The sequence below is a fragment of the Frisingicoccus sp. genome (assembly GCA_016298055.1).
Classification (GTDB): domain Bacteria; phylum Bacillota; class Clostridia; order Lachnospirales; family Lachnospiraceae; genus Frisingicoccus.
Genome location: JAEDDO010000035.1, coordinates 1 through 16,091, shown reverse-complemented (window position 1 = coordinate 16,091; position 16,091 = coordinate 1). Strand labels below are relative to the sequence as shown.

Sequence of the window (16,091 nt, the reverse complement as noted above, 5' to 3'; positions counted from 1 at the left end):
AGAGCAGCTGATTTGTAATCAGCAGGTTATCGGTTCGAGTCCGATCATCGGCTTATGGATGGATTCCCGAGTGGCCAAAGGGGGCAGACTGTAAATCTGTTGTCGACGACTTCGAAGGTTCGAATCCTTCTCCATCCATTCATCAGAATCACTTAGTGTGTGATGATGGGTTAAATTAAATAAAACATCGCGGGGTGGAGCAGTTCGGTAGCTCGTCGGGCTCATAACCCGAAGGTCGTAGGTTCAAATCCTGCCCCCGCAATTCATTTCAATTTTATTAGCCCAGATAGCTCAGTCGGTAGAGCAGAGGACTGAAAATCCTCGTGTCACTGGTTCGATTCCGGTTCTGGGCATGTATCAGAAAATTATATAGTTCACTGATATGGGGTATTAGCTCAGTCGGTAGAGCACTTGACTTTTAATCAAGTTGTCCGGGGTTCGAATCCCCGATGCCTCATTTTTTATACAAAGTCCGATTACGTTTTCGTAATTGGACTTTTTAAATTATAAAAAATAATGTATAATTGTTAGAATGGAGGTAATAGATTAATTATGGATACGAATTTCAAAAGATTTATACGCTATCTTTTATGTGTTACAGCTGTGGTTTTAATTATACTTCATTTTGATTCAATTCTATTATGGACAGAAAATATATGGACTATTGTGTTTCCTTTATTCCTTGGCTGCCTTATGGCATATGTAATTAATATTATTATGAAAGCCCTGGAAGATCATTGGTTTCCGGATTCACAAAAGAATACAGTGAAAAAAATGAAAAGAGGAATCTGTTTATTTGGATCCATTTTTTTGATCTTTGCTGTTTTATTTTTAATTATACGAATTGTGCTTCCGGAGTTAATAGAAGCCTTTTCTGTTATCGGAAAAGTAATACCGATTTATTTTGAGAAAATTCAGGCATGGATTGTTGAAAATGGAAAAATGTTTCCGTCTGTTGTAAAAGAAATTGAAGGAATCGAAGTTAACTGGCAGGAATTATTTAAAAAATTGGTTACTTATGCAACCAGCGGCGTAACTTCTATGTTGAATTCGGCAGTTTCTATTTTATCAAGTACTGTAACTTCTATCATTAACATAGCAATTGCTTTGATTTTTGCTATATATATTTTAATTAATAAAGAAAAACTTGCAGTACAGTTAAAATCTATGGAAGCAGCATATTTAAAACCATACTTTATTAAGACTTTAAATCACATTATATGTACAGCAGACAACTGTTTTAAAAGTTTTATTACAGGACAATGTGTGGAAGCTGTAATATTGGGTATTTTATGTACTGTAGGCATGCTTGTGCTTCGTTTTCCTTATGCACCTATGGTTGGAACCTTTATTGGGGCTACAGCTTTAATTCCTATGGTTGGGGCCTATATAGGGGCTATAGTCGGTGGATTTATGATATTTACCGTATCCCCTGTTAAAGCTCTCGGATTCTTAATATTCATTGTGGTTTTACAACAGATTGAGGGTAATCTGATCTATCCAAAAGTGGTAGGATCATCGATAGGTCTTCCGGGAATGTGGGTATTAACAGCAGTAACTGTTGGCGGTGGTCTTGCAGGAATACCCGGAATGCTTTTTGGAGTTCCTTTGGCAGCCACTTTATACAGATTGATTTCCATAGATGTAAAAAGACGTACAGAAATACAGCATGACCAGGCAAAATGTAATGAGACAGAGGAGTAAAATTATGAGAAAGACAAAAATAATTTGTACATTGGGACCATCATCAGAGAGTGAAGAAACATTAAGAAGATTGATGATTGAAGGTATGGATGTTGCACGTTTTAATTTTTCACATGGAACACATGAAGAACAATTGGAAAAATTTAATCGTGTTAAACGTATCAGAGAGGAACTGGGTCTTCCGGTTGCAGCACTGTTAGATACAAAAGGGCCTGAAATTCGTTTAAAAACCTTTGAGAATGATAAGGCAGAACTTAAACAGGGAAGTCGTTTTACATTGACAACACGTGAAGTTTTAGGAAATGCGTCTATCGTATCGATTACTTATAAGGATCTTCCAAAAGATGTCAAACCGGGCGGCAGAATTCTTCTGGATGATGGTCTGATTGAATTATTGATTGATGACGTTGATGATACAGAAATTCACTGTACAGTAGCAAATTCCGGTGTAATTTCTAATCGTAAAGGCGTAAATGTGCCTGATACAAATCTTTCGATGCCTTTTATCAGTCAGAAAGATTATGATGATATTTGTTTTGGTATTGAACACGGATTTGACTTTATTGCGGCTTCTTTCACACGGACAGCTGAAGATATTCTGCAGATTCGTAAGATTCTTGAAGAGAAGAATTGTAATAATATCAGTATTATTGCTAAAATTGAAAATATGCAGGGTGTTCAGAACATTAATGACATTATTCGGGTATCCGATGGTATTATGGTTGCCAGAGGCGATATGGGAGTAGAAATCCCTCTTGAAGAGGTTCCGGTTCTTCAGAAAAAGATTATTCAGAAAGTATATCAGGCAGGAAAACAAGTTATTACCGCTACTCAGATGTTGGATTCCATGATGAAAAATCCAAGACCGACCCGTGCAGAAGCTACAGATGTTGCTAATGCGATCTATGACGGAACAAGTGCAATTATGTTATCAGGTGAGACTGCAGCAGGTGCTTATCCGGTAGAGGCATTGCAGACGATGGTTAAAATTGCAGAGAGAACAGAGATTGATATAAATTATCGTCGTCGGTTTGAAGAAAAGGGAACAGGCGTTATTACAGATGTAACGAATGCTATTTCACATGCGACCTGTACAACCGGTATGGATTTGAATGCAGCAGCGATTATCACAGTAAGTAAATCCGGAAGAACTGCACGTATGATTTCAAAATTCCGTCCGACATGTCCGATTATTGCCTGTACAATGTCCGAAAGTGTATGGCGTCGTTTGAATCTTTCCTGGGGAGTTCAGCCTGTGATTATTACAGAGCGTGATACAACAGATGATTTGTTTGAAACAGCTGTTGAAGCTGCACAGAAAAAGGGATATGTGAAACAGGGAGATATTACAGTCATTACAGCCGGAGTCCCGTTGGGAGTTTCAGGTACAACGAACATGTTAAAAGTTCAGGTTGTGGGTCATATTCTTGCGAATGGTGAGGGAATTAATAAACAGAAGGTTCGCGGCCGTCTGTGTGTATGTCATTCAAAAGAGGATCTGGTTAAAAAATATCAGCCGGGAGATATTGTTGTAACTCAAGATACAGATAATGCGATGTTGAATCAGTTAAAAACCGCTTCAGGTATTGTCATTGAGAAAGGAAGTCTTGACGCCCATGCGGTAACTGTTGGACTTAGTTTGGATATCCCTGTGCTTCTTAATGTAAAGAATGCGACAGATATTTTAAAGACAGGTGTCTTTGTTAACCTTGATTGTGAAAATGGTGTAATTGTAGCAGATTAAAATAAAAGATGTGTTAAGAGAGGTATAAACCTTTCTTAACACATCTTTTTATTTTTCTGCATATTTACAAGTGAGACGTGCGCAGTAAGCGATGATCTCCATACAGTTTTTCTTTCTCGGCTTTGAATCAAAATCTCCAAATGGCTGAGACATCTCGCTGCAGATCAGAGTACCGTATTCATTCTGAATCTCATTTACCATCTGTCCGAAGAGCGGATAGATATTCTGCTGAAGATTTTTAACTCTTTCACCCATTTCTTCTTTTGGTCCAAATGGATCACGTCTTCCCTTTAATGTGCCAAGTGCCATGACAGCACCGGTGATTGCACCGCAAATATTTTTTGTGTGACCAATGCCGCCGCCAAAACCGGTAGCCATACATAAAATATCATCCGGAAGATCGGTTTCGTACATATCCATAAATGTACGAAGGACACATTCTGTACAATTCAGACCCTGACGGAAGTAATTTCGACTGATTTCATCTGCAATCGCCATCTTTTCGTCTAAAGTTTTATCTTTAATAATTTCTTTTTCCATAGTCTAAAATATTCTTTTTGGTGATTAATAGTTGTTTGCTTTTAACTGGAAATGAGCTTTTGGATGTGCACAGACAGGGCAAACCTCCGGTGCTTCTTTTCCAATGTGGATATGTCCGCAATTCGAGCATTCCCAAATCATATCGCCTTCACGGGAGAAAACAAGGCCGCCTTCGATATTTGCAAGTAATTTACGATAACGTTCCTCATGTTCTTTTTCAATCTGAGCGACACCTTCAAATAAGGCTGCAATATCATCAAATCCTTCTTCACGTGCAACTTTGGCAAATTCTGCGTACATATCTGTCCACTCATAATTTTCGCCTTCAGCCGCAGAAAGAAGGTTTTCTTCTGTTGTACCAATGCCACCCAATAATTTAAACCAGATTTTAGCATGTTCTTTTTCATTGTTTGCGGTTTCTTCAAAAAGTTTTGAAATTTGTACGAAGCCGTCTTTTTTTGCTTTGGATGCAAAATATGTGTACTTATTGCGAGCTTCGGATTCACCTGCAAATGCTTTCCATAAATTAGATTCTGTTCTTGAACCTTTTAAATCCATAATAAACTACCTCCTTAAAACAGTAATTATTACTAATATATTAATTATATAATTTTAATAAATTTTTGTCAATAGTTAATAAATTCTTATGAAATACTTAACTTGTAATCTTTGGAGGCATATATTAGAATAATAAAAACAGTGACCTGAAGTTTTGGCATTACAGAAAGGAAGATTGATATGGAAGCAAAGAAAGTATCAGATTCAAAAACCGTGCAGCATCGAATCGTTATGTATCCGGATATTAATGGTTTTGGTCGTTTGTTTGGTGGACAGTTATTAAGTTGGATCGATGAAGTTGCAGGTGCGACAGCAAGACGTCATTGTGGCAGAGATGCAACAACAGTAGCAATTGATAATACGTATTTTAAATCAGGTGTCTATTTGAATGATATTGTAGTTTTGATAGGCAAGATTACACATGTTGGTTCAACTTCGATGGAAGTTCGTATCGATACATATAGAGAAGACAGAGAAGGAAAGAGATATCCTATTAACCGTGCATATTTTGTTATGGTGTGTATGGGTGAAGATGATCGTCCGATGAAAGTACCCGGATTGATTCTGGAGAATGATGGCGAACGTATGGAGTGGGAGACCGCGGTAAAACGTCGTGAATTAAGACTTCGAAGACGTCAGGAAGGTTTCTGATATATAATAGAAAATGCCGTTTCACAAACTGTGAAGCGGCATTTTTTAGTGTATATATTACTATTTTCCGGCAAGGATATCCGCAATCAAATCCCGTTCATCCATTGGATATTTAATACCTTTAATTTCCTGATAATCTTCATGACCTTTTCCGGCAAGAATAATGACATCGCCTTTTTCGGCGTGGTCGATACAATATTTAATAGCTTCCTTACGGTCAGGTATCGTCACGTATTTACCTGGACCTTTTTTTACGCCAATGAGAATATCTTTAATAATATCCATTGGTTCTTCAAAACGAGGGTTATCGGAAGTCACAACCGTCAGATCGGAGAGGTTTGAGGAAACTTCACCCATCTCATACCGACGGTGAGGATCCCGGTTTCCACCGCAGCCAAAAAGAGTGACTAATCGTTTTGGATGGTATTCTTTTAAAGAATTCAATAAACTTTCCAGTGCCATAGCATTGTGTGCATAGTCAATCATTAATGTGAAGTCAGGAGAAACAGGGATTGTTTCCAGTCGTCCTTTGACATGAATATCCATCAATGCTTTTTTAATATTCTCTTCAGGAACATTAAAATTATGGCAGATTGCTATAGCGGTCAGAGAATTATATACACTGAAACGTCCCGGGACATCAATTGCAACATTCATATTCATGCGTCCGGATAATTTATAGGTTACACCGAGAAGCCCCGGTTTTTGAAGTAATTCTATGTCAGAGGCATAGAAATCAGCTTCTTTGGACATTCCAAAGGTTTGAAGGTCACAGGTATGACCCTCAGTAATCCGGTCAACGTAGGTATCATCTGTATTCACAATACCATGACGGCATTTCTGGAAAAGAAGTGATTTACAGTGGATATAATCATCCAGATCTTTGTGTTCATTCGGGCCGATATGGTCCGGACCGAGATTGGTGAAAATACCATAATCAAAAGTAAAACCGTCAACACGGTGCATCATAAGACCCTGTGAAGAAACTTCCATGACAACACAGTCACAACCCGCATTGACCATATCACGGAAGTACTGCTGTACCAGATAGGATTCGGGTGTCGTGTTATTGGATTTGATAACTTTTTTGCCGATAATTGTTTCAATCGTGCCGATCAGCCCCGTCTTAAAACCGGAATTTTCAAGAATTGAACGAACAATGTAAGTTGTTGTTGTCTTTCCTTTTGTGCCTGTAATACCAATCGTCTTTAATTGCTCTGCCGGATAACCGAAATAAGCGGCCGACATAAATGCGAGAGCTTCACGGGTATTGTTTACACGTATTACGGTAACGTGAGATGGTGCTGTGACATCCTTTTCAACAATGACTGCACAGACACCTTTACTTACAACATCGGGAATAAATTTATGACCATCCATGACAGCACCGCTGATGCAGACAAAAACACCGTCCGGACAGGCATTTCTCGAATCATAGAGCAAATGTGAGACAGGAATATCAACGGATCCCTGAACACATTCATAGTTTAATCGTTCAAGTAATTGGGATAATTTCATATAAAATTCCTTTCAAATCATAACGTTGGGATAATAATTAAAGATCAATCTCACCGGAAAAAACTTCCGCAGCAGGGCCGGTCATAAATATATGATTCGTCTCTCTGTCATAACGGATTAACAGATCTCCACCCAACAGGTGAATAAGTACTTCGTCATCAGTCATGTGGTTGAGAATACATGCCATAGCAGTTGCACAGGCGCCTGTACCGCATGCGAGTGTTTCGCCAGAACCACGTTCCCAGACACGCATATCAACGGTGTGTCGGTCGATCACATGAACAAACTCTGTGTTGACCTGTTCAGGAAAAATCGGATGTTTTTCGAATTTTGGACCGATTTTTTCAAGATCAAGATCTTTCGTATTGTCAACAAAGACAACTGCGTGAGGATTACCCATGGATATACAAGTCATATACCATACCTTCCCATCGACTTCTAACGGAATATTCACAGCCCGATCGCCGGATACAGCTACCGGAATATCCTCCGGAGTAAGTACGGGCTCTCCCATATCGACAACTACAGTTTCGACTTTGCCGTTTTTGATATTTAAATCCAGATATTTGATGCCTCCGAGAGTTTCAAGGGAAATTCGGGTTTTATCTGTCAGATGATGATCGTAAACATATTTAGCGATACAACGGACACCATTACCGCACATCTTTCCTTCTGAGCCATCCAGGTTATACATAGCCATTCGGAAATCCGCTTTATCGGAAGGACAGATTAAAATCAATCCGTCGGAACCAATGCCATAATGGCGGTCACTTACAATCTTTGCGGCTTCTTCAGGGTTTTTAACGGTTTCTTCAAAACAGTTTACATATACATAGTCATTGCCGCATCCGTGCATTTTTGTAAATTTCATGGCACACCTCCAAAAGTGTTGTTTATAATTTTATCTTACTATGGTTTTTTTAATAATTCAACGAGTTATAAAAATTTTATATTTTTCTGATAACCAGTTATAAAAATTCGGTCATTGAAAAATAATTTTATGGGTTATATAATTGAAAATAATTATAAATAATCGGAGGAATTTTAATGAATATACAACGCTTGTTTGAAAGTAAAAAAGTGGTCTATTCTCTGGAAGTATTCCCGCCTAAGAAGACGACATCTATAGATACAATTTATAATACACTGTACGGACTTCGCGGATTAAAACCGGATTTTATCAGTGTAACTTACGGAGCCGGCGGTTCTGAAGCACAGAAGAATAAAACATGTGAAATTGCTTCATTGATTAAAAGTGAATATCAGATTGAGCCGGTCAGCCATCTGACATGTGTGGGATCTACAAAGCAGGATATAAGAGAGTTTCTGGATCGTCTCAAAGCAGAAGGCGTTCATAATATACTGGCGCTTCGTGGCGATATTACACCGAATAATGGTATTATTGATTTTGAACATGCCAGCGATCTGGCATCATTTATAAAAGAATATGATGACAGTTTTAATATATCCGGAGCCTGCTATCCTGAGGGGCATTGTGATGCGGCCAATATGGATGAAGATATTGAAAATTTAAAAAGAAAAGTAGATGCAGGCGTATCCCATCTGGTAACACAGCTCTTTTTTGATAATGATCATTTTTATGAATTCATGGATAAAGTAGAAAAGGCAGGAATTCGCGTGCCGGTGGAAGCAGGAATTATGCCGGTCATCAATAAAGCTCAGATCGAGCGTACCGTATCTATGTGCGGTGCAAGTTTTCCGGTAAAATTTTCGAAAATGGTAAATAAATATGCAAATGATCCGGTGGCTCTTAAAGATGCGGGCATTGCTTTTGCAACAGAACAGATTATTGACCTGATCAATAATGATGTTCGGGGAATTCATTTGTATACAATGAATAACGTGGAGACAGCAACGCGTATTACAAACAGTATTTCAAATATAATTGCAAGCTGCAATAAACAGATATGATTGATCGATTGAACAGAGAGGAGATTCTCAGGTATCTTGGCTATAAAGATTCCGGAATCACACCTCAGATAGAAAAACTTTTAGACCGGTGTGAGTCAGAAACCCTGAAGATCATCCAGCCAAAATATATTTATAAACGATTTCCTGTGACGCATGAATTATCGGGAATATGCGTGGGAGAAACAGGTTTTGTGCTGAGAGGTAAGGATATCCGGGAACATTTAAAGAATTGCAATGAAATATTTCTTCTCGGGGTAACAGCGGGAATAGAACTTGACAGGAAGATTCGCCGTTATATGGTGACTGAACCGGACATAGGCGTTGTTCTGGACAGCTGTGGTATTCAGGCGGTAGAGCAGATTGCGGATATGGCTGAACAGGAGATTGAGGCTTGTGTGAGCAGCGAAGGCTATCATTTGACCTGGAGGTTCAGTCCGGGATATGGCGATCTTCCGCTGGATACACAGAAAGAGCTGGTGCAGGTTTTGGATATGCACCGTAAAATCGGAGTTTCCCTTACAGACAGCTGTCTGATGGTACCAAGTAAATCTGTGACGGCTATTTTAGGTATCAGTGACACAAAAAGGGATAAAAGAGAGAATAAATGTGATTTCTGTAATAACAGACAAAAATGTATATTCAGAAAGAGAGGAACCAGATGTTAGATTTTAAGAAGAGAGTGATTATGCTGGATGGTGGGATGGGAACCATGCTCCAGAAGGCAGGAGTACCTATGGGGAAGATACCGGAGGCTTTAAATGTGACGCATGCAGAGGCTGTTATTGATATCCATCGCCAATATATTGAAGCCGGTTCCGATATTATATATGCCAATACATTCAGTGCAAATCGCTATAAATTAGGTCATAGCGAGTATTCTGTGGAGACATTGGTCACAGCAGGTATAAACAATGCGAAAAGGGCTGTAGAGGATTCTGGTAAGTATGTTAAGGTTGCTCTGGATGTGGGACCAATCGGAGAACTGATGGAACCAAATGGAAATCTCAAGTTCGAAGATGCCTATGATATGTTTAAGGAAATGATGACTGCCGGAGAGCGGGCAGGGGCAGATCTTATTGTTATTGAAACGAGTACGGATCTTCTGGAGATGAAAGCTGCTGTACTGGCCGCAAAGGAGAACACATCGCTTCCTGTATTTTCTACAATGGCATTTGAAAAGAGCGGGCGAACCTTTACCGGTGTGACGGTGGAAGCGGCAGCTTTGACTTTGACAGGTCTTGGTGTGGATGCCATAGGTATTAATTGTTCTCTCGGACCGGATGATATTTATCCGTTGGCAAAAAGGCTTGTGGAATGGACACCTTTGCCGGTTATCATCAAAGCAAATGCGGGACTTCCGAATTTGAATTCGGGTGGTTACGATATAAGTGCGGAACAGTTTGCACAGCAGATGGATAAGTTTATGGATCTGGGCGTTTCAATCATTGGTGGGTGCTGCGGAACGACACCGGAATATATTCGGGAAATGGGGAAAATGCTTGAGCAAAGAGAAGCGGAAGGCAGAAAACCAGAAGGTTCATCTTATCAGAAAAGAGCTGCTGTGTGCAGCAGTACACAGGTAGTTCCGATCGATGGTGTACGAATTATAGGAGAGAGAATTAATCCGACAGGAAAGAAATTGTTTAAGGAAGCACTTTTAAATCATAATATTGGTTATATTTTATCTCAGGGAATTTCACAGGTGGAAGCGGGAGCCCATATTCTGGATGTTAATGTGGGGCTTCCGAAAATTGATGAAGCCGGGCTTATGGTTGAAGTCATTAAGGAGCTTCAGGGTGTCGTTGATGTGCCGCTTCAGATTGATTCTTCAAATGCGGAAGTTATTGAGAGAGCACTGAGAATTTATAATGGAAAACCGATTGTCAATTCGGTCAATGGTGAGACGGCCGTCCTTGAAAAAATATTGCCGCTGGTAAAGAAATATGGTGCAGCAGTGGTAGGACTTACTTTGGACGAAAACGGAATTCCTCTTCTTGCAGAGGAAAGATATGCCGTAGCCGAACGTATCGTGAAAAAGGCTGAGAGCTATGGTATTCCGAAAGAAGACGTTTATATTGACTGTCTGACGTTGACAGCTTCTGCTCAGCAAAAAGAAGTTGTGGAAACACTGAAAGCTATGCAGCTTGTAAAAGAGCGGCTGGGCGTAAAAACGGTGCTTGGAGTATCGAACATTTCCTTTGGTCTTCCGAAACGGGAGCAGGTTAATGTGGCTTTTCTTACGCTTGCACTGGCACATGGACTGGATCTGCCGATTATCAATCCGAATGTAGCTTCGATGGTGGCAGCTATCGACAGTTTTAATGTTTTATATAATCAGGATGAAGGGTCTAAATATTATGTAGAGAAATACAGTAAGATTGCAGAGGCTGAAAAGAATGTGTCCGCATCTTCGACGCAAAAGAAACCGGAGAATACAAAGAGCCTTGAATATGCGGTTTTAAATGGTATTCGTGAGTATGCTTCGGATGCTACACGGGAATTATTAAATACAAAGGACCCTATGGAGATCGTCAATGAGATTCTGATTCCGGCACTGGATAAAGTCGGAACTGACTTTGAAAGCGGAAAACTATTTTTGCCTCAGCTTATCCAGTCTGCAACAACAGCCCAGGAGGCCTTTGATGTTTTAAAAACTTTTATGGCAGAACATAAAGAGAATGAAACGGTTTCCAAAGGAAAGATTATCATTGCGACGGTCAAAGGCGATATTCATGATATTGGCAAGAATATTGTGAAAGTAGTTATGGAAAACTACGGTTATGAGATGATCGATCTGGGCAAGGATGTTCCTGCATCTAAGGTTGTTTCAGAAATAAAACGTACAGGCGCTAAATTGGTAGGATTGAGCGCACTTATGACAACGACAGTAGTTAATATGGAGGAAACGATACGAGCAATCCATGAAGCCGGATGTGACTGTAAAATATGGGTTGGCGGTGCAGTTCTGACAGAAGATTATGCAAAGCAGATTGGTGCTGATTATTATGCAAAAGATGCGAAACAATCTGTCGATATCGCAAAAAAAGTATTTAGTTAGTGAAAATTACGCTTGATACAAGATATTGTGTTAAGCGTAATTTTTTTTCTATATTTTGTATTTTCTTCTGGCTTTTTTTTAAAGGTGATGCTATAATAGCCTAAGACATTTATCCATCGTCAAAAACAAAGGAGGATTATTATGATAATAATTAAGCGAGATGGCCGTGAAGTGAACTATGACCGAAGCAAGATTATTGTAGCTATTTCAAAGGCGAATGCTGAAGTTCCGCCGGAAGAAAAGGTATCTCAGGAAGTTATTGAAAATATTGTAAATTATATAGAAACACGTCATCGTAAACGTATGTTGGTTGAAGATATCCAGGATATCATTGAGCAGAAATTAATGGCTGAAGGCAAATACGACCTGGCTAAGACATATATTATTTATCGTTATCAGAGAGAATTAGTAAGAAAAGCGAATACAACAGACGATTCTATTTTAAGTCTGATCAAGAATAGTAATAAAGATGTTATGGAGGAAAATTCCAATAAGAATGCAGTTGTGGCATCGACACAGCGTGATCTTATTGCGGGTGAAGTATCTAAAGACTTAACAAGACGTATTCTTTTACCTGAAAAAATTTCAAAAGCACATGAAGAAGGCATTCTTCATTTCCATGATGCAGATTATTTTGTTCAGCCGATTTTTAACTGCTGTCTGATCAATATTCAGGACATGCTGGATAACGGAACTGTTATGAATGGAAAATTAATTGAAAGTCCAAAGAGTTTTCAGGTTGCATGTACGGTTATGACACAGATCATTTCCGCAGTTGCCAGCAGCCAGTACGGCGGTCAGTCCGTAGATATACGTCATCTCGGAAAATATTTACGTAAGAGCTATAATAAATATAAAGATCAGATTACAAAACAGTATGGTGATAAACTGGATGATGACACGATTGAAGGACTTGTTCATACACGTCTGATGGATGAACTTCGTTCCGGTGTTCAGACAATTCAGTATCAGATCAATACATTGATGACAACAAACGGACAGTCGCCATTTGTTACAGTTTTCCTGAATCTGGATCCAAATGATGAATACATTGAGGAAAATGCGATGATCGTTGAGGAAGTTCTTCGTCAGCGTCTGGAAGGAATCAAGAATGAAGTTGGTGTTTATGTGACACCGGCCTTCCCGAAACTTGTTTATGTTCTTGATGAGCATAACTGCCTTAAGGGAGGAAAGTACGATTATATTACAAAACTTGCTGTACGCTGTTCCGCAAAACGCCTTTATCCGGATTACATTTCCGCGAAGAAGATGCGTGAAAATTATGAAGGCAATGTTTTCAGTCCGATGGGATGCCGAAGCTTTTTGACACCATGGAAAGATGACGACGGCAATTATAAATTTGAAGGACGTTTCAATCAGGGTGTGGTAAGTATCAATCTTCCTCAGATCGGTATTGTTGCACGCGGCGATGAAGACAAGTTCTGGAAGCTTTTTGATGAACGTCTTGAACTTTGCTACGAAGCATTAATGTGCCGTCACAGAGCACTTGAGGGAACAACTTCTGATGTCAGCCCAATCCACTGGCAGTATGGTGCGATTGCCCGTCTCGGAAAAGGTGAAAAAATTGATAAGCTGCTTCACAATGGCTATTCTACACTTTCTCTCGGATATATCGGTCTGTATGAATTGACAAAATTGATGAAAGGTGTCAGCCATACAACACCGGAAGGTGAAGAATTTGCAGTAAAAGTCATGAATCATTTACGTGAGACAGCAAATCGCTGGAGAAAAGAGACAGGTATTCATTTCAGTCTTTACGGTACACCGGCAGAATCTCTTTGCTACCGGTTCGCAAGAATCGATATGGAACGTTTCGGTGTGATTGAAGATGTGACAGATAAAGGTTATTATACAAACTCTTATCATGTGGATGTTCGTGAGAAGATTGATGCCTTCAGCAAGTTTACGTTTGAAAGTCAGTTCCAGAAGATTTCTGCAGGCGGAGCTATTTCTTATGTTGAGATTCCGAATATGCGTCACAATCTGGAAGCACTGGAAGAACTTGTGAAATTTATTTATGATAATATTCAGTATGCGGAATTTAATACAAAATCCGATTACTGTCATGTATGTGGATATGACGGAGAGATTATCATTAATGATGATCTTGAATGGGAATGCCCGCAGTGCGGCAACAAAGACCATGCGAAGATGAACGTTACCCGTCGTACATGTGGATATCTTGGAGAAAATTTCTGGAACGTGGGTAAAACAAAAGAAATTGCTGCCCGTGTGCTCCATATCTAGGAGATCGTTATGAATTATGCAGATATAAAACAATATGATATTGCCAATGGACCGGGTGTGCGTATTTCTTTATTTGTCAGCGGATGTACCCATCGGTGCAAAAACTGCTTTAATGAAGTAGCCTGGGATTTTAATTACGGCAAACCTTTTACAGAGGAAACGATAAGTAGGATCATTGAATACCTTGAGCCGGATTATATATGGGGACTGACCCTTCTTGGAGGAGAACCTATGGAACGCACAAATCAACAGGGACTCCTTCCTCTTCTCCGAAAAGTTCGGGAACGTTATCCGAAGAAAAGTATATGGTGTTTTTCAGGATATTTATTTGACAGAGATATTGTCGATCGAATGATGAAAGAATGGCCGGAGACAAAGGAACTGTTATCCTATATCGACGTTATAGTAGACGGCGAATTTGTTGAAGAGAAAAAAGATCTGACAAAACGGTTTAAAGGTTCTGCGAATCAGAGAACGATTGATGTTCAGGCATCTCTCAGAGAAGGTAAAGTCGTTATACTGGAAGGTTTTGAGTAAAAATATATAACTGGAGAAAATCATGAGACAACAGGTTAAAGTAAAAAAATTAAATGATAAAGCGATTCTTCCGACATATGGAAGTCCCTACAGCGCAGGAGCTGATTTGTATGCCTGCATGGATGAAAATGTCACGATTCATCCGGGAGAAACGGTGATGATTAAGACAGGGCTTGCTATGGAAATTCCGGAAGGATTTGCAGGACTCATTTATGCCCGAAGCGGACTGGCGACAAAAAAGGGTCTTGCTCCGGCGAACAAAGTCGGCGTGATCGATGCGGATTATCGAGGCGAGATCATGGTTCCATTGTATAATCATTCCCAATCGGAAGTGATGGTTGAACATGGTGAACGTATTGCCCAGATGGTGATTACACCATTTTTAACAGCAGAATACTTTTTAGTGGATGAGTTGGATGAAACTGAACGCGGAGAAGGTGGATTTGGCTCTACTGGTATGAAATAAAAAGTTGTATATGATGCTCTGTTTTCTATAATAGAGGATAACAACAGGGAGGAAGTATTGATGAAAAAAATAGGTTTCGTTGGCGTTGGGATTATGGGAAAATCTATGGTCCGTAATTTGATGAAAGCCGGATATGAATTGCATATTTATGCCCGTACAAAATCAAAGGTGGAAGATGTCATATCAGAAGGCGCTGTATATCATGATACAGTTGGAGAATGTGCTTCTGATGTAGATGTGATGATCAGTATTGTCGGTTATCCAAAAGATGTGGAAGAAGTTTATTTTGGAGAAAAGGGAATCCTTAATAGTGCAAAAGAAGGAACATATGTAATTGATATGACTACATCCAGTCCAAAATTAGCAAAGAAAATTTATGATGCTGCAAAAGAAAAGGGACTTCATGCAATGGATGCACCGGTAACCGGTGGCGACACAGGGGCAAAGAATGGTACATTATCGATTCTTGTTGGCGGTGATAAGGAAGATTATGAAGCATGTCATAAAGTTTTTGAAGCTATGGGAACAAATATTAATTATGAAGGCGGACCGGGCTGCGGACAGCATACGAAGATGGCCAATCAGATTATGATTGCAGGAACTCTTTCGGGTGTATGTGAGGCTATGCGTTATGCCGAGGCCCAGGGACTGGATCTTCATACACTTTTAGATTCAGTGGCTACAGGAGCAGCGGGAAGTAAACAGCTGGATGCTTTTGGAAAGAAAATCATAGATGGCGATTTTGCACCCGGATTTTTCATGAAGCATTTTATTAAAGATATGAATCTGGCGGTTGAAGAAGCTGAGAGCAAAGGCTTGGATCTTAAGATTTTAAAACAGGTTCTGGAAAATTATCGGACTCTGGAAGAAGCGTATGGTGATCTTGGTACACAGACATTAATTAAATTCTATAGATAAATAGTAAAACCATTTTTTACCCGGAAACATTCCGAAGTAAAAAATGGTTTTTTATTTGGCGGATACGCCACACCGACGAAATGCGAAGCATTTTGGAGGTTGGCTCTGAACAGTTACTTTTATTTATTGAATGTCAAGAACAGATTTCCTGATATTGGATAAGTAGAGTCGAATGGTCATAACCGTCAGAATCAGGG

The 16,091-nt window shown here is 39.5% G+C and carries 14 protein-coding genes and 4 tRNA genes; 14 read left to right on the top strand and 4 right to left on the bottom strand.

The genetic code is table 11. The features are described 5' to 3' along the window. Positions 1 to 56: 56 nt before the first annotated feature. From QZZ35_RS04795 to pyk, 6 genes are all read left to right on the top strand, one after another. Positions 57 to 138, top strand: a tRNA-Tyr gene (locus QZZ35_RS04795). Positions 139 to 188: 50 nt separating this feature from the next. Further along, positions 189 to 262: transfer RNA gene (locus QZZ35_RS04790), tRNA-Met, on the top strand. Between the two features lie 18 nt (positions 263 to 280). Continuing rightward, positions 281 to 353 (top strand) — tRNA-Phe (locus QZZ35_RS04785). 31 nt (positions 354 to 384) lie between these two features. Next, a tRNA-Lys gene (locus QZZ35_RS04780) sits at positions 385 to 457 on the top strand. Positions 458 to 552: 95 nt separating this feature from the next. Next, positions 553 to 1,704, top strand: coding sequence for an AI-2E family transporter (locus QZZ35_RS04775; protein WP_291236368.1), 1,152 nt, complete (start codon positions 553 to 555; stop codon positions 1,702 to 1,704). 4 nt (positions 1,705 to 1,708) lie between these two features. After that, on the top strand, positions 1,709 to 3,448 hold the full coding sequence (gene pyk / locus QZZ35_RS04770) for a pyruvate kinase (protein WP_291236367.1): 1,740 nt from the start codon (positions 1,709 to 1,711) through the stop codon (positions 3,446 to 3,448). A 48-nt stretch (positions 3,449 to 3,496) separates the two neighbouring features. Here pyk and QZZ35_RS04765 read toward each other — a convergent pair whose 3' ends face one another. Both QZZ35_RS04765 and rbr read right to left on the bottom strand, forming a co-directional pair. Next, a complete protein-coding gene (locus QZZ35_RS04765) occupies positions 3,497 to 3,988 on the bottom strand; it encodes a C-GCAxxG-C-C family protein (protein WP_291236366.1) in 492 nt (163 codons plus the stop codon). A 24-nt stretch (positions 3,989 to 4,012) separates the two neighbouring features. After that, positions 4,013 to 4,546: a rubrerythrin gene (gene rbr / locus QZZ35_RS04760; protein ID WP_330635456.1), complete on the bottom strand. Its 534-nt coding sequence runs from the start codon at positions 4,544 to 4,546 to the stop codon at positions 4,013 to 4,015. Positions 4,547 to 4,726: 180 nt separating this feature from the next. Between rbr and QZZ35_RS04755 the strand changes: the two genes are divergently transcribed. Then, positions 4,727 to 5,197, top strand: a complete 471-nt coding sequence (locus tag QZZ35_RS04755; RefSeq protein ID WP_291234490.1) for an acyl-CoA thioesterase — start codon at positions 4,727 to 4,729, stop codon at positions 5,195 to 5,197. A gap of 60 nt (positions 5,198 to 5,257) precedes the next feature. On the opposite strand, the gene QZZ35_RS04750 is transcribed toward QZZ35_RS04755, so the two are convergent. Both QZZ35_RS04750 and dapF read right to left on the bottom strand, forming a co-directional pair. Next, a complete protein-coding gene (locus QZZ35_RS04750) occupies positions 5,258 to 6,715 on the bottom strand; it encodes a UDP-N-acetylmuramoyl-L-alanyl-D-glutamate--2,6-diaminopimelate ligase (protein ID WP_291236365.1) in 1,458 nt (485 codons plus the stop codon). A gap of 37 nt (positions 6,716 to 6,752) precedes the next feature. Further along, the gene (gene dapF, locus QZZ35_RS04745; protein WP_291236364.1) at positions 6,753 to 7,586 is read right to left on the bottom strand and encodes a diaminopimelate epimerase; all 834 of its coding nucleotides are present in this window, start codon (positions 7,584 to 7,586) and stop codon (positions 6,753 to 6,755) included. 176 nt (positions 7,587 to 7,762) lie between these two features. On the opposite strand from dapF, the gene metF reads away from it, so the two are divergent. The 7 genes from metF (at position 7,763) to QZZ35_RS04710 (ending at position 15,894) form a co-directional block, all read left to right on the top strand. Beyond that, on the top strand, positions 7,763 to 8,647 hold the full coding sequence (gene metF, locus QZZ35_RS04740; RefSeq protein ID WP_291236363.1) for a methylenetetrahydrofolate reductase [NAD(P)H]: 885 nt from the start codon (positions 7,763 to 7,765) through the stop codon (positions 8,645 to 8,647). Then, positions 8,644 to 9,312, top strand: coding sequence for a vitamin B12 dependent-methionine synthase activation domain-containing protein (locus QZZ35_RS04735; RefSeq protein ID WP_291236362.1), 669 nt, complete (start codon positions 8,644 to 8,646; stop codon positions 9,310 to 9,312). The genes metF and QZZ35_RS04735 overlap by 4 nt, the downstream gene beginning before the upstream one ends. Continuing rightward, positions 9,306 to 11,705 (top strand): homocysteine S-methyltransferase family protein, encoded by a 2,400-nt coding sequence (locus QZZ35_RS04730; protein ID WP_291236361.1) that lies wholly within the window; start codon positions 9,306 to 9,308, stop codon positions 11,703 to 11,705. The genes QZZ35_RS04735 and QZZ35_RS04730 overlap by 7 nt, the downstream gene beginning before the upstream one ends. A 141-nt stretch (positions 11,706 to 11,846) precedes the next feature. Further along, positions 11,847 to 13,973 carry an anaerobic ribonucleoside-triphosphate reductase gene (nrdD, locus tag QZZ35_RS04725; RefSeq protein ID WP_291234496.1) on the top strand — a complete coding sequence of 709 codons (2,127 nt, stop codon included), beginning with the start codon at positions 11,847 to 11,849 and terminating at the stop codon, positions 13,971 to 13,973. Between the two features lie 9 nt (positions 13,974 to 13,982). Beyond that, positions 13,983 to 14,510: an anaerobic ribonucleoside-triphosphate reductase activating protein gene (gene nrdG / locus QZZ35_RS04720; RefSeq protein WP_291236360.1), complete on the top strand. Its 528-nt coding sequence runs from the start codon at positions 13,983 to 13,985 to the stop codon at positions 14,508 to 14,510. 22 nt (positions 14,511 to 14,532) lie between these two features. Beyond that, a complete protein-coding gene (dut, locus tag QZZ35_RS04715; RefSeq protein ID WP_291236359.1) occupies positions 14,533 to 14,976 on the top strand; it encodes a dUTP diphosphatase in 444 nt (147 codons plus the stop codon). A gap of 60 nt (positions 14,977 to 15,036) precedes the next feature. Beyond that, positions 15,037 to 15,894, top strand: coding sequence for an NAD(P)-dependent oxidoreductase (locus QZZ35_RS04710; protein ID WP_291236358.1), 858 nt, complete (start codon positions 15,037 to 15,039; stop codon positions 15,892 to 15,894). Positions 15,895 to 16,091: the final 197 nt, after the last annotated feature.